Source organism: Streptomyces sp. NBC_00289 (genome assembly GCF_041435115.1).
Taxonomy (GTDB): Bacteria; Actinomycetota; Actinomycetes; order Streptomycetales; family Streptomycetaceae; genus Streptomyces.
On sequence record NZ_CP108046.1, the window covers coordinates 8,165,540 to 8,183,498 of the forward strand.

Here is a 17,959-nt window from a genome sequence, read left to right on the forward strand (position 1 = left end):
GATGTCGAAGCTCGGCAACCTCGGCGCCCGACTGCACCGCGGCGAGGTCGGCTACGACTTCGTCGGCAACCGCAAGATCTGGTACGGCATCTCGATACTGATCACCATCACGGCCATCCTCGGCCTCGCGGTGCGCGGCCTGAACATGGGCATCGAGTTCCAGGGCGGTGCCGTCTTCACCACCCCGAAGAACATGAGCGTCTCGGTCGCCCAGGCCGAGACGTTCGCGGAGGACGCGTCCGGACACGACGCCATCGTCCAGAAGCTCGGTGACGGCAGCCTGCGCGTCCAGATCGCCGGCATCGACACCGGCAAGTCCGACCAGATCAAGGAGACCCTCGCCAAGGAGCTGAAGGTCGACTCGGAGAACATCAACGCGGACCTGGTCGGCCCCAGCTGGGGCGACCAGATCGCCAACAAGGCCTGGCAGGGCCTGGCGATCTTCATGGTCCTCGTCGTGATCTACCTGGCGATCGCGTTCGAGTGGCGCATGGCGCTCGCGGCCCTCGTCGCCCTGATCCACGACATCACCATCACGGTCGGCATCTACGCCCTCGTCGGCTTCGAGGTCACGCCGGGCACGGTGATCGGTCTGCTGACGATCCTCGGTTACTCGCTCTACGACACGGTCGTCGTCTTCGACAGCCTCAAGGAGCAGACGAAGGACATCACCAAGCAGACCCGCTGGACCTACAGCGACATCGCCAACCGGTCGATCAACAGCACGCTGGTCCGCTCGATCAACACCACCGTGGTCGCGCTGCTGCCGGTCGGCGCCCTGCTGTTCATCGGCGGCGGCGTCCTCGGCGCCGGCATGCTCAACGACATCTCGCTGTCGCTGTTCGTCGGCCTCGCGGCCGGTGCGTACTCCTCGATCTTCATCGCCACGCCGCTCGTCGCCGACCTCAAGGAGCGCGAGCCGCAGATGAAGGCCCTCAGGAAGCGCGTGCTCGCCAAGCGGGCCCAGGCCGCCGCGAAGGGCGAGCCGCTGGAGACCGAGACCGTCGACGAGCCGCTGGACGACGAGCCGGACGACGAGGCGGCCGCGGTCGTCGGCCCGCGTCACCAGCCCGCGTCCCGCAACCGGGGCCGCGGACGACCCTCGGGGAAGCGCCGATGACCGAGCTCACCGACATCACGGAGCTGCTGCTCAGCCGCATCCGCGACGTGGCGGACCACCCGGAGCCGGGAGTGGTGTTCAAGGACATCACCCCGCTCCTGGCGGACCCGGTGGCGTTCACCGCGCTCACCGACGCGCTGGCGGAGACCGCCGAGCGCACCGGTGCGACGAAGGTCGTCGGCCTGGAGGCCCGGGGCTTCATCCTCGGCGCCCCCGTCGCCGTCCGCGCGGGGCTCGGCTTCATTCCGGTACGCAAGGCGGGCAAGCTCCCCGGAGCCACCCTCAGCCAGGCGTACGACCTGGAGTACGGCTCCGCGGAGATCGAGGTGCACGCCGAGGACCTGAGCGCGGACGACCGCGTGCTGATCGTCGACGACGTCCTCGCCACCGGCGGCACCGCCGAAGCGTCCATCCAGCTCATTCGGAGGGCGGGCGCGCAGGTCGCGGGCCTCGCCGTCCTGATGGAGCTGGGCTTCCTCGGCGGCCGCACCCGCCTGGAACCGGCTCTCGAGGGCGCCCCCCTGGAGGCGCTGCTCACCATCTGAGCGGCCGGGGAGCGCCTGGCCGGCACCGGACGGAAAGTCCGGCGCGAGCCCCGTGACACCCGTACGACACCGCAGCGGCGGGCCCGGAGGAATCCGGCGCCCGCCTCTGGCGTTTCTCCGGTAGACGGCTCTCACAGTGGCCTGAAGGCGATCCCGGGGCGCGGGATCGCTACCATGGGACCTCCGGAGCCTGACCGGGGGACCCGGATCCGCACGAGGAGTCCTCTTGGCAGACGAGGCCCAGCCACTCACCGCCGCCAAGCCCGAGCCCGGCTCGGCCCCGGCGGACAAGCCCGCGCCGCACGCGACGCACGCGAAGAACGACAGCCGCGGGCCGGTCGAGCACGCCCAGTCCGCGCCGGTCGAGAAGTCCCCCGAGCAGGCGCGCCCCAAGCCCGCGCCCGCCGAGCGTCCCGCCGCCCCGCAGGCAGCCCGCCCGGCCGCGGGCCAGCCCGCCCGCTCCGGCTCCTCCAACCGCGTCCGCGCCCGGCTGGCCCGCCTCGGCGTCCAGCGCTCGAACCCGTACAACCCGGTCCTGGAACCGCTGCTGCGGATAGTGCGCAGCAACGATCCGAAGATCGAGACCTCGACGCTGCGCCAGATCGAGAACGCCTACCAGGTCGCCGAACGCTGGCACCGCGGCCAGAAGCGCAAGAGCGGCGACCCGTACATCACCCACCCGCTCGCGGTCACCACGATCCTCGCCGAGCTCGGCATGGACCCGGCCACGCTCATGGCGGGCCTGCTGCACGACACGGTCGAGGACACCGAGTACGGCCTCGACACCCTCCGCAAGGACTTCGGCGACCAGGTCGCCCTGCTGGTCGACGGCGTCACCAAGCTGGACAAGGTCAAGTTCGGCGAGGCCGCGCAGGCCGAGACCGTGCGCAAGATGGTCGTCGCCATGGCCAAGGACCCGCGCGTCCTGGTCATCAAGCTCGCCGACCGCCTGCACAACATGCGCACCATGCGCTATCTCAAGCGCGAGAAGCAGGAGAAGAAGGCGCGCGAGACCCTCGAGATCTACGCGCCCCTCGCCCACCGCCTGGGCATGAACACCATCAAGTGGGAGCTGGAGGACCTCGCGTTCGCGATCCTCTATCCCAAGATGTACGACGAGATCGTGCGCCTGGTCGCCGAGCGTGCCCCCAAGCGCGACGAGTACCTGGCCATAGTGACCGACGAGGTGCAGTCCGACCTGCGCGCGGCCCGTATCAAGGCCACCGTCACCGGGCGCCCCAAGCACTACTACAGCGTCTACCAAAAGATGATCGTCCGCGGCCGCGACTTCGCGGAGATCTACGACCTGGTGGGCATCCGCGTCCTCGTGGACACCGTCCGCGACTGCTACGCGGCCCTCGGCACGGTGCACGCGCGATGGAACCCGGTCCCCGGCCGGTTCAAGGACTACATCGCGATGCCGAAGTTCAACATGTACCAGTCGCTGCACACGACGGTCATCGGCCCCAACGGCAAGCCGGTCGAACTCCAGATCCGCACGTTCGACATGCACCGCCGCGCGGAGTACGGCATCGCCGCGCACTGGAAGTACAAGCAGGAGGCCGTCGCCGGTACCTCCAAGGTGCGTTCGGACCAGCCGAGGACCACCGGCAAGGACGACCACCTCAACGACATGGCGTGGCTGCGCCAGCTCCTCGACTGGCAGAAGGAGACCGAGGACCCCGGCGAGTTCCTGGAGTCCCTGCGCTTCGACCTGTCGCGCAACGAGGTCTTCGTCTTCACCCCGAAGGGTGACGTGATAGCGCTTCCGGCGGGCGCCACCCCCGTCGACTTCTCGTACGCGGTGCACACCGAGGTCGGTCACCGGACGATAGGCGCACGGGTCAACGGGCGTCTGGTGCCACTCGAATCCACCCTGGACAACGGCGACCTGGTGGAGGTCTTCACCTCCAAGGCGGCCGGGGCGGGTCCCTCCCGCGACTGGCTCGGCTTCGTCAAGTCGCCGCGCGCCCGCAACAAGATCCGCGCCTGGTTCTCCAAGGAGCGGCGCGACGAGGCGATCGAGCAGGGCAAGGACGCGATCGCGCGGGCGATGCGCAAGCAGAACCTGCCGATCCAGCGCATCCTCACCGGGGACTCGCTGGTCACGCTCGCGCACGAGATGCGCTACCCCGACATCTCGTCCCTGTATGCGGCCATCGGCGAGGGCCATGTCGCCGCGCAGAGCGTCGTACAGAAACTCGTCCAGGCACTCGGCGGTGAGGAGGCGGCCACCGAGGAGATCGACGAGTCCGTTCCGCCGGCCCGCGGCCGCGGCCGCAAGCGGCGCAGCAGCAACGACCCGGGTGTCGTCGTGAAGGGTGTCGACGACGTCTGGGTCAAGCTGGCCCGCTGTTGTACGCCCGTCCCGGGTGACCCGATCATCGGTTTCGTCACGCGCGGCAGCGGAGTGTCGGTGCACCGCAACGACTGCGTGAACGTGGACTCGCTGTCCCGCGAGCCCGAGCGCATCCTCGAGGTCGAGTGGGCGCCGACGCAGTCCTCGGTCTTCCTGGTCGCCATCCAGGTCGAGGCCCTGGACCGCTCCCGGCTCCTGTCGGACGTCACACGGGTCCTGTCCGACCAGCACGTCAACATCCTGTCCGCGGCCGTCCAGACCTCCCGCGACCGCGTCGCCACCTCCCGCTTCACCTTCGAGATGGGCGACCCGAAGCACCTGGGGCACGTCCTGAAGGCGGTCAGGGGCGTCGAGGGCGTCTACGACGTGTACCGGGTGACATCGGCCCGGCAGCAGCGCTAGGACCCGCGGGGCGGCTCGTCCCGCCGCAGGACGACACGTTCCGCGGTACGACGACGAGGGCCCCGCGACTCGAGAGGAGTCGCGGGGCCCTCGTACGGGCTCCGGGTGCGGCCGGTCAGCCGCCGAACTCGTGCAGGCCCTTGAGCGCCTGGTCCAGGAGCGCCTGCCGGCCCTCCAGCTCGCGCTCGAGCTTCTCGGCCCTGGACGCGTTGCCCTGGGCGCGCGCCTGCTCGATCTGGCCCGTCAGCTTGTCCACGGCCGCCTGGAGCTGCCCGGTGAGACCCGCGGCACGCGCGCGTGCCTCCGGGTTCGTCCGGCGCCACTCGGTCTCCTCGGCCTCCTGGATGGCCCGCTCGACGGCGTGCATCCGGCCCTCGACCTTGGGCCGCGCGTCGCGCGGCACATGACCGATGGCCTCCCACCGCTCGTTGAGCGTGCGGAACGCGGCGCGTGCCGCCTTCAGGTCCGAGATCGGCAGGAGCTTCTCGGCCTCCTCGGCCAGCTCCTCCTTGAGCTTCAGGTTCTCGGACTGTTCGGCGTCCCGCTCGGCGAAGACCGAGCTGCGCGCGGCGAAGAAGACGTCCTGGGCACCGCGGAAGCGGTTCCACAGGTCGTCCTCGTGCTCACGCTGGGCGCGGCCCGCGGCCTTCCACTCCGTCATCAGCTCGCGGTAGCGCGCGGCCGTCGGACCCCAGTCGGTCGAACCGGACAGCGCCTCCGCCTCGGAGAACAGCCGCTCCTTGGTCCTGCGGGCGTCCTCGCGCTGCGCGTCCAACGACGCGAAGTGCGCCTTGCGGCGCTTGGAGAACGCCGAGCGCGCGTGCGAGAAGCGGTGCCACAGCTCGTCGTCCGACTTGCGGTCGAGCCGCGGCAGCCCCTTCCAGGTGTCCACCAGGGAACGCAGCCGCTCACCGGCAGCCCGCCACTGGTCGGACTGCGCCAGCTCCTCCGCCTCGGCGACCAGCGCCTCCTTGGAGTGCCGCGCCTCGTCGGACTGCTTGGCGCGCTGGTGCTTGCGCTCCTCGCGGCGTGCCTCGACGGTCGCGACGAGCTTGTCCAGCCGGGTCCGCAGGGCGTCCAGGTCGCCGACCGCGTGGTGCGCCTCCACCTGCTCGCGCAGGTGGTCGATGGCGGTCTGCGCGTCCTTCGCCGACAGGTCGGTGGTCTTCACCCGCTTCTCGAGGAGGCCGATCTCGACCACCAGGCCCTCGTACTTGCGCTCGAAGTAGGCCAGCGCCTCCTCGGGGGAGCCGGCCTGCCAGGAACCGACGACCTGCTCGCCGTCGGCCGTACGCACGTACACGGTCCCCGTCTCGTCGACGCGGCCCCACGGGTCGCTGCTCACAGCGCCTCCTCCACATGATGCCTGCGGAGGGCTTCTGTTCCCCCGGGCATCGTCCACAGTTTCGTCACGGCCAACATAGGCGACCGGCGGGTTGCCTGTCCGCATCCCGCGCGACCGAAATTTCGCAGTTGGGGGGTCAGGATTTCGTGACGGTTGCCTTGTTGATCACGACCGTCGCGTTGGGTGCTCCGTCGCCCTGTCCGGTGCTCTCTCCGGCGGCGGCGATCTTCTTCAGAACCTTCATTCCGGAGGCCGAAACCGTACCGAACGGTGTGTAGCTGGGCGGGAGCTGGCTGTCCTGGTACACGAGGAAGAACTGGCTGCCGCCGGTGTGCGCCTGACCGGTGTTCGCCATCGCGATCGTGCCCGCCGGGTAGGTGTTGCTCTTGAGGCTCTTGTCCTTCAGGTTCTCGTCCGGAATCGTGTAGCCGGGACCGCCGCTGCCGGAGCCCGTCGGGTCGCCGCACTGCAGGACGTAGATGCCGTTGGTGGTGAGCCGGTGGCACTTGGTGTGGTCGAAGTAGCCCTTGCCGGCGAGGAAGTCGAACGAGTTCACCGTGTGCGGCGCCGCCGACGCCTTCAGCGCGACGTCGATCTCACCGCACGTCGTGGCGAGCTTCATCGTGTACTTCGCCGACTTGTCGATGGTGACCGCCGGCTCCTTCTTCCAGCTCTGCGTCTCCACCTTGCCGGCCGCCGCCTTCTCGCACGGGTCCGGTGCCTTGCTGGGCGCCTCCGGGCTCGGCGACGCCTCGGTGCTCGCGCTCGCCTTCTTGTTGTCGTCCTTGAGGACGCCGGTCGTGTACAGCGCGACGCTGCCTATCACGATCACGCCGAGCACCGACGCGATCACCGAGTTGCGCATGCGCGCCCTGCGCCGCGCTGAGGTGCGCCGCTGCTGCTGCCGCAAGAACTTCTCCCGGGCGAGCTGCCGCTTCCGCTGTTCCTGGGTGACCACCGGGTTCTCTCCTCATGCGTCTCGTACGTCGACTGGGACGCGTGCGTCTTGTGAGCCGACCGCCTACGTGTGCCCCGTACCGTATATGGGTTCGCTGAGGAATCGGCAGCGCCGGTAGGCTCTGACCACAGGCGCAGCCTTTCTCAAGCCACCCGTATCGACACAACGAGGGACGATCGTGCTCATTGCCGGGTTCCCCGCCGGGGCTTGGGGGACGAACTGTTATCTCGTCGCCCCCGCCGCCGGTGAGGAGTGTGTGATCATCGACCCCGGCCACCAGGCCGCCCAGGGAGTCGAGGAAGCGCTGAAGAAGCATCGGCTCAAGCCCGTCGCCGTCGTCCTCACCCACGGCCACCTCGACCACGTGGCCTCGGTCGTCCCGGTGTGCGGCGCGCACGACGTACCGGCCTGGATCCACCCCGAGGACCGGTACATGATGCGCGACCCGGAGAAGGCGCTCGGGCGTTCCATCGGGATGCCGCTGATGGGTGAGCTGACCGTGGGCGAGCCGGACGACGTCAGGGAGCTTTCCGACGGCGCGAAGCTGGAGCTGGCCGGCCTGGAGCTGTCCGTCGCGCACGCGCCCGGCCATACCAGGGGGTCGGTGACGTTCGGGATGCCCGAGACCGCGGAGATCCCGCCGGTCTTCTTCTCGGGCGACCTGCTCTTCGCCGGCTCCGTCGGACGCACCGACCTGCCCGGCGGTGACATGGCCGAGATGCTCGACTCGCTGGCCCGTGTGTGCCTGCCGCTCGACGACTCGACCGTGGTGCTGTCGGGCCACGGCCCCCAGACGACCATCGGCCAGGAGCGCGCCACCAACCCGTATCTGCGGCAGGTGGCCTCCGGCCAGGGAGCTTCGCCGGCTCCCCGACGAGGAATGTGACGAGAACCCTCCGTGAGCACCTTCAAGGCCCCCAAGGGCACGTACGACCTGATCCCGCCGGACTCCGCGAAGTACCTGGCGGTCCGCGAGGCGATCGCCGCGCCCCTGCGCAACTCCGGCTACGGCTACGTCGAGACGCCCGGCTTCGAGAGCGTGGAGCTCTTCGCGCGCGGTGTCGGCGAGTCGACGGACATCGTGACGAAGGAGATGTACGCCTTCGAGACCAAGGGCGGTGACAGGCTCGCCCTGCGCCCCGAGGGAACCGCCTCCGTGCTGCGCGCCGCCCTCGAGGCCAACCTGCACAAGGCCGGCAACCTCCCGGTCAAGCTCTGGTACTCGGGCTCGTACTACCGCTACGAGCGCCCGCAGAGGGGCCGTTACCGCCACTTCTCCCAGGTCGGCGCCGAGGCGATCGGGGCCGAGGACCCGGCCCTGGACGCCGAGCTGATCATCCTGGCCGACCAGGCCTATCGCACGCTGGGCCTGCGGCAGTTCCGGATCCTGCTGAACAGCCTGGGCGACAAGGAGTGCCGTCCGGTCTACCGCGCGGCACTCCAGGACTTCCTGCACGGCCTGGACCTGGACGAGGAGACGCTCCGCCGCGCGGACATCAACCCCCTCCGTGTCCTGGACGACAAACGCCCGGACGTCCAGAAGCAGTTGGCGGACGCCCCGCTGCTGCGCGACTACCTCTGCGACGCCTGCAAGGCGTACCACGAGGAGGTCCGCGACCTGGTCACGGCGGCGGGCGTCGTCTTCGAGGACGACCCCCGGCTGGTCCGCGGCCTGGACTACTACACGCGTACGACCTTCGAGTTCGTCCACGACGGTCTGGGTTCCCAGTCCGCGGTGGGCGGCGGCGGCCGCTACGACGGCCTGTCCGAGATGATCGGCGGCCCCGCACTGCCGTCGGTGGGCTGGGCCCTGGGCGTCGACCGCACGGTCCTCGCCCTGGAGGCGGAGGGTGTGGAGCTCGAACTGCCTTCCACCACCAGCGTGTTCGCGGTGCCCCTGGGTGAGGAGGCCCGCCGGATCCTGTTCGCGAAGGTCACCGAGCTGCGCAAGGTGGGCATCGCGGCCGACTTCGCCTATGGCGGCAAGGGCCTCAAGGGCGCGATGAAGAACGCCAACCGCAGCGGCGCCCGCTACACGATCGTCGCCGGCGAGCGCGACCTGGCCGAGGGTCTCGTGCAGCTCAAGGACATGCAGTCCGGAGAGCAGACGGCGATCGGCGTGAACGAGATCGTGGCGGAACTGGAGTCGAGGCTGGGCTGAGCGTGCGGGGCGGGTCACCGCCCCGCACCCCCCACCGCGATTCCCTCGCGGTGGGGGGTCCTCCGGCCGGCGGATCTGTCCTGAACCGAACGTTCCGGGGCGGCCGTCCGTACCTTTCTGTGTCCACTGAACGTTGGGCTTACGTGGGTGTGCGGCACAATGGCCCCGCCCGAAGCAGTCCCCACTCCCCAGTGATGGAATCGGCGTGATGAGCAAGACGACAGTCAAGGACGTCTCCACCGAGCCCGGGCCGGAACGCGCCGCCGCCGAGCCGCGCACGGTCGGCGGCAGCCGCGCGTTCGGCCTGCTTCTGATCATCACCGGCGCGGCCGGACTGCTCGCCGCGTGGGTCATCACGATCGACAAGTTCAAGCTGCTCGAGGCCAAGGCCGCGGGCAAGACGTTCACACCCGGGTGCAGCCTCAACCCCGTCGTCTCCTGCGGCTCCGTCATGGAGAGCAAGCAGGCCGCCGCCTTCGGCTTCCCCAACCCGATGCTCGGCCTCGTCTGCTACGGCATCGTGATCTGCGTCGGCATGAGCCTGCTGGCCCGCGCCCGCTTCCCGCGCTGGTACTGGCTCACCTTCAACGCCGGCACCCTCTTCGGTGTCGCCTTCTGCACCTGGCTCCAGTTCCAGTCGCTGTACCGGATCAACGCGCTGTGCCTGTGGTGCTCCCTGGCCTGGGTCGCCACGATCACCATGTTCTGGTACGTGACCTCGTTCAACGTCCGCAACTCCTTCCTGCCCGCCCCCCGCTGGCTCAAGGGCTTCTTCGGCGAGTTCACCTGGGTGCTGCCGGTCCTGCACATCGGCATCATCGGCATGCTGGTCATGACCCGCTGGTGGGACTTCTGGACCAGCTGACAGCTCCGCTGCCGGGGGTCCGCGACCGCCCCGGCCGGATTGTCAGTGCGGTGACATAGGGTTTTGCACGTGGAGCCCGACCTGTTCACCGCCGCCGCAGAAGAACGCCAGGAGAAGGACCCGTCCAGCAGCCCCCTGGCGGTCCGGATGCGCCCGCGCACCCTCGACGAGGTGGTGGGCCAGCAACACCTGCTCAAGCCGGGCTCGCCCCTGCGCAGACTCGTCGGCGAGGGCGCGGGCGGCCCGGCGGGACCGTCCTCGGTGATCCTGTGGGGCCCGCCCGGCACCGGCAAGACCACCCTGGCGTACGTCGTCTCCAAGGCCACCGACAAGCGCTTCGTGGAGCTCTCGGCGATCACCGCCGGCGTCAAGGAGGTCCGGGCGGTCATCGACGGCGCCCGTCGTGCCACTGGTGGCTTCGGCAAGGAGACCGTCCTCTTCCTGGACGAGATCCACCGCTTCAGCAAGGCCCAGCAGGACTCCCTGCTCCCGGCCGTCGAGAACCGCTGGGTGACCCTGATCGCGGCGACCACGGAGAACCCGTACTTCTCGGTGATCTCCCCGCTGCTGTCCCGCTCCCTGCTGCTGACCCTCGAACCCCTCACCGACGACGACCTGCGCGCACTCCTGCGGCGCGCCGTGACCGGCGAGCGGGGTCTCAAGGGCGCCGTCGCCCTCCCCGGGGACACCGAGGAGCACCTGCTGCGGATCGCCGGCGGCGACGCCCGCCGCGCGCTGACCGCCCTGGAGGCCGCGGCCGGGGCCGCCCTCGACAAGGGTGAGACGGAGATCGGCCTCCAGACCCTGGAGGAGACCGTCGACCGCGCGGCCGTGAAGTACGACCGCGACGGCGACCAGCACTACGACGTGGCCAGCGCCCTCATCAAGTCCATCCGCGGCTCCGACGTGGACGCGGCCCTGCACTACCTGGCCCGGATGATCGAGGCCGGCGAGGACCCGCGCTTCATCGCCCGCCGCCTGATGATCTCCGCCAGCGAGGACATCGGCCTCGCCGACCCGAACGCCCTGCCGATCGCGGTCGCCGCCGCCCAGGCCGTCGCGATGATCGGCTTCCCCGAGGCCGCGCTCACGCTCAGCCACGCCACCATCGCCCTCGCTCTGGCCCCCAAGTCCAACGCGGCGACCATGGCGATCGGCGCCGCCATGGAGGACGTACGCAAGGGGATGGCCGGCTCCGTGCCCCCGCACCTGCGTGACGGGCACTACAAGGGCGCCGCCAAACTGGGGCACGCCCAGGGATACGTGTATCCGCACGACCTGCCCGAGGGCATCGCCCCGCAGCAGTACGCGCCGGAGGAGCTCAAGGACCGCGAGTACTACGCGCCGACCCGGCACGGCGCCGAGGCCCGGTACGCGGACGCGGTCGAGTGGACCAGGAAGCACCTCGGTCGAGGGCGGTCCTGAGCACCCTGTAAGATGACCCGAAGCGCTGCGTCCCGTGTCCGGCTCCGGTCGGCATCACCAGAACGGGACATCCAGCCGGAGCCCCTGCCTCGACGGAGGGATTCCAGGAGCGTCGCGCACCGTCGAAGGTGTCGCGGGCAGCCCACCACCACCCGGTCTCCGGGACGGTCGGTGGGCCACTCGTGTGCTGCACGTTGTGCCCAGACCAGGGAGCGGCTGCCTGCCCCGTCCGCAGGGACGAAGGCGGGTCTCCCAGGCTGCGGATGCGACCTCCCTTAACTCTGGTGAGCCGGAATCCAGGAAAGAGACAAAAACGTGGCGAATCAGCCCCGCCCCAAGGTCAAGAAGTCGCGTGCCCTCGGCATCGCGCTGACCCCGAAGGCCGTCAAGTACTTCGAGGCCCGCCCCTACCCGCCGGGCGAGCACGGCCGCGGCCGCAAGCAGAACTCGGACTACAAGGTCCGTCTGCTGGAGAAGCAGCGTCTGCGCGCGCAGTACGACGTGTCCGAGCGCCAGCTCGTCCGCGCCTACGAGCGTGCCGCCAAGACCCAGGGCAAGACCGGTGAGGCCCTGGTCATCGAGCTCGAGCGCCGTCTCGACGCGCTGGTCCTGCGTTCGGGCATCGCCCGCACGATCTACCAGGCCCGCCAGATGGTCGTCCACGGCCACATCGAGGTCAACGGTGGCAAGGTCGACAAGCCGTCCTTCCGCGTCCGTCCCGACGACGTCGTGATGGTCCGCGAGCGCAGCCGCGAGAAGACCCTCTTCTCCATCGCCCGTGAGGGCGGCTTCGCCCCCGACGGCGAGACCCCGCGCTACCTCCAGGTGAACCTCCGCGCCCTGGCCTTCCGCCTGGACCGTGAGCCGAACCGCAAGGAGATCCCGGTGATCTGCGACGAGCAGCTCGTCGTCGAGTACTACGCCCGCTGACACCGGGGCGTAGCACCACCTGCGCATCAGCCCGCCGTCTCCCCGCCCTTCCGGGTGGGCGAGGCGGCGGGCTCTCGCATGTCCGGGGTCCCCGTCGTGTGCCGCACCGGCCCGCGCGGCGCCGGCACCGCGTCCATCGACGTCGCCGGCGCCCCGCTCAGTGCCCGGCTCACCGCCGCCTCACGACCGAGCCGAGCTCCCTGCCGTACGCACTCCTCGTACCGCTCGTCGCCCAGCCGCTCCCGGGCCGTCGCCTCGCACAGCTCGTGCGGGGCGTTGTAGTAGGCGGAGCCGAACAGCGGCAGGCCCACCGAGGGCCACATCGCGGAGGCCGCGCCCTGTAGCACCGCGGCCTCGGCGAAGTCGCCCTCGGCCGCCGTGACCAGGGCCAGCAGCTCGATCGTGAGCACCGAACCGAGCAGGTCGCGGAAGGTGCGGGCGCCGCTCAGGCAGTCCGCCAGCAGGTCGCGGGCGCGCACCGGGTCGCCCTCGCTCCAGGCGGCGTACGCCAGGACGTACAGCGCGTACGTCCGGGCCCAGCGTTCGCCGTGGTCCTCGCACACCTGGCGGACGTCCTCCGACAGCCGCACCGCGGTGGGCAGGTCGCCCTGGAACGCCCGTGCCATGGCCAGCTCGACCTGGCCCATCAGCACGTTGCTGTTGAGCTCGCCGATCTCCTGGTAGCGGTCGAGTGCCGAGCGCAGCAGCGTCTCCGCGCGTGCCATGTCGTCCGTGACCAGGGCCAGGCAGCCGGCCCGGTGCTCCGCGTACGCCACCGCCGTGGGGCTCGCCATCCGCTCCGCCTCCTCCCGGCACTCCTGCAGCGCGGCCAGCGCCGGCACCTTGTCGCCCTGCAGGATCGCGACGTAGCCGAGCACCCACAGGGCCTTCAGGCGCGACTGCTCGTTGCCGGATTCCTCCCGCACGGCCCGTTCCAGCCAGTGCCGCCCCTCCGACAGCCGGCCGCAGCCCGCCCAGTAGAACCACAGCGAGCCCGCCAGGTACTGGCCCAGCGGCGCCCCGTCCGGCTCGGTCAGGCAGTACTCCAGGGCGCAGCGCAGGTTCGGCAGCTCGGCCTCGACGCGGGCGGCGACCTCGTACTGCCGCGGGGAGAACCACTCCAGCTCGCACCAGGTGGCCAGGCCCACGTACCAGTCGCGGTGCCGCCGCCGCAGCCGGGCCGCGTCCCCGGTGGCCTCCAGCCACTCGGCGCCGTACGCCCGGACCGTGTCCAGCATGCGGTAGCGCACGCCCGTCGCGGCCTCCTCGCGCGCGAGGACGGACTGGGCGAGCAGCTCCGAGAGGACGTCGAGGACGTCGTCCGCGGCGAGACCTCCGCCACTGCACACGTACTCCGCGGCCTCCAGGTCGAATCGCCCGGCGAACACCGAGAGCCGCGACCACAGCAGCCGTTCCGGGGGCGTGCACAGTTCGTGGCTCCAGCCGATCGCCGTACGGAGCGTCTGATGGCGGGGCAGGACGTCCCGTCCGCCGCCGGTCAGTAGCCGGAACCGGTCGTCGAGCCGCTCGAGCAGCTGTGCGGGGGACAGGGCACGCAGTCGCCCGGCGGCCAGTTCGATCGCCAGCGGAATCCCGTCCAGGCGCCGGCACAGCTCCCGTACGTCCGGGCCGTCCTCCACGACGGCCCCGTGCTGTGCCGCCCGGTCCAGGAAGAGCGCGGCCGCCTCGTCCTCTTCGAGCGGGCCGAGCGGGAAGAGCCGTTCCCCGGCCACGGCCAGCGGCCTGCGCCCCACGGCGAGCACCCGCAGGCCGGGCAGCCCGCGCAGCAGATCGGCCGTCAGTGCGGCACAGGCGTCGACCAGGTGCTCGAAACCGTCCAGGACCAGCAGCACGCCACGTTCGGCGAGGTGATCGAGAAGCGTCTCGCGGGGTCCACGTGTCGTGTGGTCCGTCAGCCCCAGGGCCTCCACGACCGCGTAGTCGACGAACTCAGGATCGCGCACCGGAGCCAGCTCCACCCGCCACACCCCGCCCGCCTCGGCGGACCGCGCCGCCGCGTGCGCGGCCAGGCGCGACGTGCCGACGCCGCCGGCCCCCGTCACCGTCACCAGCCGCGAGGCGCCGAGTGCCTCCCGCAGCCCGGCGAGTTCCGCCGACCGGCCCACGAACGAGGTGAGTTCCAGGGGCAGGTTGCCGGTCACGGGGGTGCCGCCGGGCTGATGAACTCGCATGGAACACGGAGCGTACTGAGCCGTGTTCGGTCCGTACAAGCGCGCGGCGCGACTCGGGTGCGCGCGAGCGGTAATCCGGTACGGAGCGGCAGTCCCGGCGCGATAGGCTCGTGACACTGATTTCTAGGTTCGACGTTGACCGCACGTTTCAGGGAGCGGGTGCACACAGTGTCCGGTGGAGAGGTGGCCGGGATCCTGGTGGCCGTCTTCTGGGCGATCCTGGTCTCCTTCCTCGCCGTCGCGCTGGTGAGGCTGGCCCAGACGCTGAAGGCGACCACCAAGCTCGTCGCGGACGTGACCGACCAGGCCGTCCCGCTGCTGGCGGACGCCTCCCTGGCGGTGCGCTCGGCGCAGACCCAGATCGACCGGGTCGACGCCATCGCGTCGGACGTCCAGGAAGTCACCTCGAACGCCTCCGCACTCTCGACCACCGTCGCGTCCACCTTCGGTGGCCCTCTGGTCAAGGTCGCGGCCTTCGGCTACGGCGTGCGCCGGGCTCTCGGCGGCCGCCGGGAGGACGCGCCCACCAGGGAGCCCCGGCGTACCGTGATCGTGGGCCGCACGGTCCCGGGCGCGCGGCGGGAGAAGCGGAACAACAGGGGAAAGAAGGCCTGAGCGAGCGATGTTCCGCCGTACGTTCTGGTTCGGCACGGGCGTAGCCGCCGGTGTCTGGGCCACCACCAAGGTCAACCGTAAGCTCAGGCAGCTGACCCCCGAGAACCTCGCCGCGCAGGCCGCGAACAAGGCGATCGAGGCGGGCCACCGGCTCAAGGACAGCGCCGTGGGCTTCGCGCTCGACGTCCGCGCGGGCATGGCCCAGCGGGAGGCCGAACTGGGTGAGGCGCTGGGCATCCACGCGGACCCCGAGCTCCCCGCCCCCCGGCGGTACGCCGCCATCGAGAACCGCAGCAACCCGAGGTCCGTCGACGGTGACAGGACGACGGACTCGTACAACCGGAATGAGGACCACTGATGGAGTCGGCCGAGATTCGTCGCCGCTGGTTGAGCTTCTTCGAGGAGCGCGGTCACACCGTCGTCCCTTCGGCGTCGCTCATCGCGGACGACCCGACTCTGCTCCTCGTCCCGGCCGGCATGGTGCCCTTCAAGCCCTACTTCCTGGGCGAGGTCAAGCCGCCCTTCTCGCGTGCCACCAGCGTGCAGAAGTGCGTACGCACGCCGGACATCGAAGAGGTCGGCAAGACCACGCGGCACGGCACCTTCTTCCAGATGTGCGGCAACTTCTCCTTCGGCGACTACTTCAAGGAAGGCGCCATCAAGTACGCCTGGGAGCTGCTCACCTCGCCCCAGGACAAGGGTGGTTACGGCCTGGAGCCGGAGAAGCTCTGGATCACCGTCTACCTGGAGGACGACGAGGCCGAGCGCATCTGGCGTGACGTCGTCGGTGTCCCGGCCGAGCGCATCCAGCGCCTCGGCAAGAAGGACAACTACTGGTCCATGGGCGTTCCCGGCCCCTGCGGCCCCTGCTCCGAGATCAACTACGACCGCGGCCCCGAGTTCGGCGTCGAGGGCGGCCCCGCCGTCAACGACGAGCGGTACGTGGAGATCTGGAACCTCGTCTTCATGCAGTACGAGCGTGGCGAGGGCAGGGGCAAGGAGGACTTCGAGATCCTCGGCGAGCTGCCGAGCAAGAACATCGACACGGGCCTCGGCATGGAGCGGCTCGCCATGATTCTGCAGGGCGTGCAGAACATGTACGAGATCGACACCTCCATGGCCGTCATCAGGAAGGCCACCGAGCTGACCGGCGTCGGCTACGGCGACGCCCACGACTCGGACGTGTCCCTGCGCGTGGTCACCGACCACATGCGGACCTCCGTCATGCTCATCGGCGACGGCGTGACCCCCGGCAACGAGGGCCGCGGCTACGTCCTGCGCCGCATCATGCGCCGCGCCATCCGCAACATGCGTCTGCTCGGCGCCACCGGCCCGGTGGTCAAGGACCTGATCGACGTCGTGATCGAGATGATGGGCCAGCAGTACCCGGAGCTCGTCACCGACCGCGAGCGCATCGAGACCGTCGCCCTGGCCGAGGAGGCCCGCTTCCTCAAGACCCTGAACGCCGGCACCAACGTCCTGGACACCGCCGTGTCCGAGACCAAGTCGTCCGGCGCCACGGTCCTGCCGGGCGACAAGGCCTTCCTGCTGCACGACACCTGGGGCTTCCCGATCGACCTCACCCTCGAGATGGCCGCCGAACAGGGCCTCTCCGTGGACGAGGACGGCTTCCGCCGCCTGATGAAGGAGCAGCGGGAGCGCGCCAAGGCCGACGCCCAGGCCAAGAAGACCGGCCACGCCGGTGCCGGTGCCTACCGTGAGATCGCCGACAAGGCCGGCGCCACCGACTTCATCGGCTACACGGCCACCGAGAGCGAGTCCACGATCGTCGGCATCCTCGTCGACGGGGCCTCCTCTCCGGCCGCCACCGAGGGCGACGAGGTCGAGATCGTCCTGGACCGCACCCCGTTCTACGCCGAGGGCGGCGGCCAGATCGGCGACACCGGCCGCATCCGAGTGGACTCCGGCGCCGTCATCGAGATCCGCGACACCCAGAAGCCGGTACCGGGCGTCTACGTCCACAAGGGCGTCGTCCAGTTCGGCGAGGTGACCGTCGGGGCCAAGGCCCAGGCCTCGATCGACGGCCGCCGTCGTACGGCCATCGCCCGCGCCCACTCGGCCACGCACCTCACCCACCAGGCCCTGCGCGACGCCCTCGGCCCGACGGCCGCCCAGGCCGGTTCAGAGAACCAGCCCGGCCGCTTCCGCTTCGACTTCGGTTCCCCGGCCGCCGTACCGACGGCCGTGATGACCGACGTCGAGCAGAAGATCAACGAGGTGCTCGCCCGTGACCTCGACGTGCACGCCGAGGTGCTGAGCCTCGACGAGGCCAAGAAGCAGGGCGCCATCGCCGAGTTCGGCGAGAAGTACGGCGAGCGCGTCCGCGTCGTGACCATCGGCGACTTCTCCAAGGAGCTGTGCGGCGGCACGCATGTGCACAACACCTCCCAGCTCGGCCTGGTGAAGCTGCTCGGCGAGTCGTCGATCGGCTCGGGGGTACGCCGTATCGAGGCCCTGGTCGGTGTCGACGCCTACAACTTCCTCGCCCGTGAGCACACGGTCGTCGCCCAGCTCCAGGAGCTGGTCAAGGGCCGTCCGGAGGAGCTCCCAGAGAAGGTCTCCGCCATGCTCGGCAAGCTGAAGGACGCCGAGAAGGAGATCGAGAAGTTCCGCGCCGAGAAGGTCCTGCAGGCCGCCGCCGGGCTCGCCGAGTCCGCCAAGGACGTCCACGGGGTCGCCGTGGTCACCGGCCGGGTCCCGGACGGTACGACCCCCGACGACCTGCGCAAGCTGGTCCTGGACGTGCGTGGGCGCGTGCAGGGCGGGCGCCCCGCCGTGGTCGCCCTGTTCACGGTCAACAACGGCAAGCCGCTGACGGTCATCGCCACCAACGAGGCCGCCCGCGAGCGCGGCCTCAAGGCCGGTGACCTGGTTCGTACCGCCGCCAAGACCCTCGGCGGCGGTGGCGGCGGCAAGCCGGACGTCGCCCAGGGCGGCGGCCAGAACCCGGCCGCCGTCGGCGAGGCCGTGGACGCGGTCGAGCGGCTCGTGGCCGAGACGGCCAAGTGACCGGAGGGGAAC

General features: G+C 70.3%; 14 protein-coding genes. 11 read left to right on the forward strand and 3 right to left on the reverse strand.

Annotated elements, in window-relative coordinates; all coding sequences use genetic code 11:
* Position 1: 1 nt before the first annotated feature.
* The 3 genes from secF (at position 2) to OG985_RS37000 (ending at position 4,426) form a co-directional block, all read left to right on the forward strand.
* On the forward strand, positions 2-1,120 hold the full coding sequence (secF, locus tag OG985_RS36990; protein WP_371666711.1) for a protein translocase subunit SecF: 1,119 nt from the start codon (positions 2-4) through the stop codon (positions 1,118-1,120).
* Complete coding sequence (locus OG985_RS36995; protein WP_371672731.1) at positions 1,117-1,665, forward strand: adenine phosphoribosyltransferase; 549 nt, start codon at positions 1,117-1,119, stop codon at positions 1,663-1,665. Before secF ends, OG985_RS36995 begins: the two co-directional genes overlap by 4 nt.
* A gap of 226 nt (positions 1,666-1,891) precedes the next feature.
* On the forward strand, positions 1,892-4,426 hold the full coding sequence (locus OG985_RS37000) for a bifunctional (p)ppGpp synthetase/guanosine-3',5'-bis(diphosphate) 3'-pyrophosphohydrolase (protein ID WP_371672732.1): 2,535 nt from the start codon (positions 1,892-1,894) through the stop codon (positions 4,424-4,426).
* Positions 4,427-4,541: 115 nt separating this feature from the next.
* Here OG985_RS37000 and OG985_RS37005 read toward each other — a convergent pair whose 3' ends face one another.
* Together OG985_RS37005 and OG985_RS37010 are read right to left on the reverse strand one after the other, a co-directional pair.
* Complete coding sequence (locus OG985_RS37005; protein WP_371672733.1) at positions 4,542-5,771, reverse strand: DUF349 domain-containing protein; 1,230 nt, start codon at positions 5,769-5,771, stop codon at positions 4,542-4,544.
* Between the two features lie 136 nt (positions 5,772-5,907).
* Positions 5,908-6,729, reverse strand: coding sequence for a peptidylprolyl isomerase (locus OG985_RS37010; protein WP_371672734.1), 822 nt, complete (start codon positions 6,727-6,729; stop codon positions 5,908-5,910).
* Positions 6,730-6,907: 178 nt separating this feature from the next.
* Here OG985_RS37010 and OG985_RS37015 point away from each other — a divergent pair, with 178 nt between their 5' ends.
* The 5 genes from OG985_RS37015 (at position 6,908) to rpsD (ending at position 12,110) form a co-directional block, all read left to right on the forward strand.
* Positions 6,908-7,615 carry an MBL fold metallo-hydrolase gene (locus OG985_RS37015; RefSeq protein WP_371672735.1) on the forward strand — a complete coding sequence of 236 codons (708 nt, stop codon included), beginning with the start codon at positions 6,908-6,910 and terminating at the stop codon, positions 7,613-7,615.
* Between the two features lie 12 nt (positions 7,616-7,627).
* Positions 7,628-8,890, forward strand: a complete 1,263-nt coding sequence (gene hisS, locus OG985_RS37020; RefSeq protein ID WP_371672736.1) for a histidine--tRNA ligase — start codon at positions 7,628-7,630, stop codon at positions 8,888-8,890.
* 208 nt (positions 8,891-9,098) lie between these two features.
* Positions 9,099-9,755: a vitamin K epoxide reductase family protein gene (locus OG985_RS37025; RefSeq protein ID WP_371672737.1), complete on the forward strand. Its 657-nt coding sequence runs from the start codon at positions 9,099-9,101 to the stop codon at positions 9,753-9,755.
* A 69-nt stretch (positions 9,756-9,824) separates the two neighbouring features.
* Positions 9,825-11,180, forward strand: coding sequence for a replication-associated recombination protein A (locus OG985_RS37030; RefSeq protein ID WP_371672738.1), 1,356 nt, complete (start codon positions 9,825-9,827; stop codon positions 11,178-11,180).
* Positions 11,181-11,495: 315 nt separating this feature from the next.
* A complete protein-coding gene (gene rpsD, locus OG985_RS37035; RefSeq protein WP_356042260.1) occupies positions 11,496-12,110 on the forward strand; it encodes a 30S ribosomal protein S4 in 615 nt (204 codons plus the stop codon).
* A gap of 26 nt (positions 12,111-12,136) precedes the next feature.
* Here rpsD and OG985_RS37040 read toward each other — a convergent pair whose 3' ends face one another.
* Positions 12,137-14,302, reverse strand: coding sequence for a regulator (locus tag OG985_RS37040; RefSeq protein ID WP_371672739.1), 2,166 nt, complete (start codon positions 14,300-14,302; stop codon positions 12,137-12,139).
* A 159-nt stretch (positions 14,303-14,461) separates the two neighbouring features.
* Here OG985_RS37040 and OG985_RS37045 point away from each other — a divergent pair, with 159 nt between their 5' ends.
* The 3 genes from OG985_RS37045 to alaS are packed head-to-tail and all read left to right on the forward strand — an operon-like array spanning position 14,462 to position 17,947.
* On the forward strand, positions 14,462-14,917 hold the full coding sequence (locus OG985_RS37045) for a DUF948 domain-containing protein (protein ID WP_371672740.1): 456 nt from the start codon (positions 14,462-14,464) through the stop codon (positions 14,915-14,917).
* Between the two features lie 7 nt (positions 14,918-14,924).
* Positions 14,925-15,275, forward strand: a complete 351-nt coding sequence (locus OG985_RS37050) for a hypothetical protein (protein WP_371672741.1) — start codon at positions 14,925-14,927, stop codon at positions 15,273-15,275.
* Entirely contained in the window at positions 15,275-17,947 is a 2,673-nt protein-coding gene (alaS, locus tag OG985_RS37055; protein WP_371672742.1) for an alanine--tRNA ligase, read from the forward strand. Before OG985_RS37050 ends, alaS begins: the two co-directional genes overlap by 1 nt.
* The last annotated feature ends 12 nt before the right edge of the window (positions 17,948-17,959 follow it).

Bases quoted from the DNA above. Each gene is read 5' to 3' on its own strand.
- secF (WP_371666711.1), top strand. From the start codon at position 2: ATGTCGAAGCTCGGCAACCTCGGCGCCCGACTGCACCGCGGCGAGGTC.
- OG985_RS36995 (WP_371672731.1), top strand. From the start codon at position 1,117: ATGACCGAGCTCACCGACATCACGGAGCTGCTGCTCAGCCGCATCCGC.
- OG985_RS37025 (WP_371672737.1), top strand. From the start codon at position 9,099: ATGAGCAAGACGACAGTCAAGGACGTCTCCACCGAGCCCGGGCCGGAA.
- OG985_RS37040 (WP_371672739.1), bottom strand. From the start codon at position 14,302: ATGCGAGTTCATCAGCCCGGCGGCACCCCCGTGACCGGCAACCTGCCC.
- OG985_RS37050 (WP_371672741.1), top strand. From the start codon at position 14,925: ATGTTCCGCCGTACGTTCTGGTTCGGCACGGGCGTAGCCGCCGGTGTC.
- alaS (WP_371672742.1), top strand. From the start codon at position 15,275: ATGGAGTCGGCCGAGATTCGTCGCCGCTGGTTGAGCTTCTTCGAGGAG.